This is a genomic window from Ochrobactrum sp. SFR4 (assembly GCF_019730395.1).
In the GTDB taxonomy this organism is placed as follows: Bacteria; Pseudomonadota; Alphaproteobacteria; order Rhizobiales; family Rhizobiaceae; genus Pseudochrobactrum.
Window position 1 is genome coordinate 1 of sequence record NZ_JAAPBB010000683.1, and the last position, 280, is coordinate 280.

Sequence of the window (280 nt, forward strand, 5' to 3'; positions counted from 1 at the left end):
GCTAGGGACTGTTCTTGACCCTAAAGGTATGTCCGATGCCGGTGAGCGCCTTGGTCGTGTCTTTATGCAGGCTAAAGAATGGGGTGCATCTATCCGCGAGCTATCAGCCGCGATTAGTGAAAGCCCGATTGCCCAGTTCTTTGGTGAGATGGCTGGTTACGGCTTCAAGTTTGTTCTGTTGGCCGCAGGTGTTGGTTTGCTTGCCAAATCAATATTTGGTCTTGGCAGAGCACTATTGTTTCTCAGTGGTGCAAAGCTCGGCCTCGATATACTCAAAGGT

Annotated in this window: 1 pseudogene; it reads left to right on the forward strand. The window is 50.4% G+C overall.

Going from position 1 to position 280, the window contains the following annotated elements:
* Positions 1–280: pseudogene (locus HBA93_RS20790) on the forward strand (phage tail tape measure protein); the annotation flags it as partial.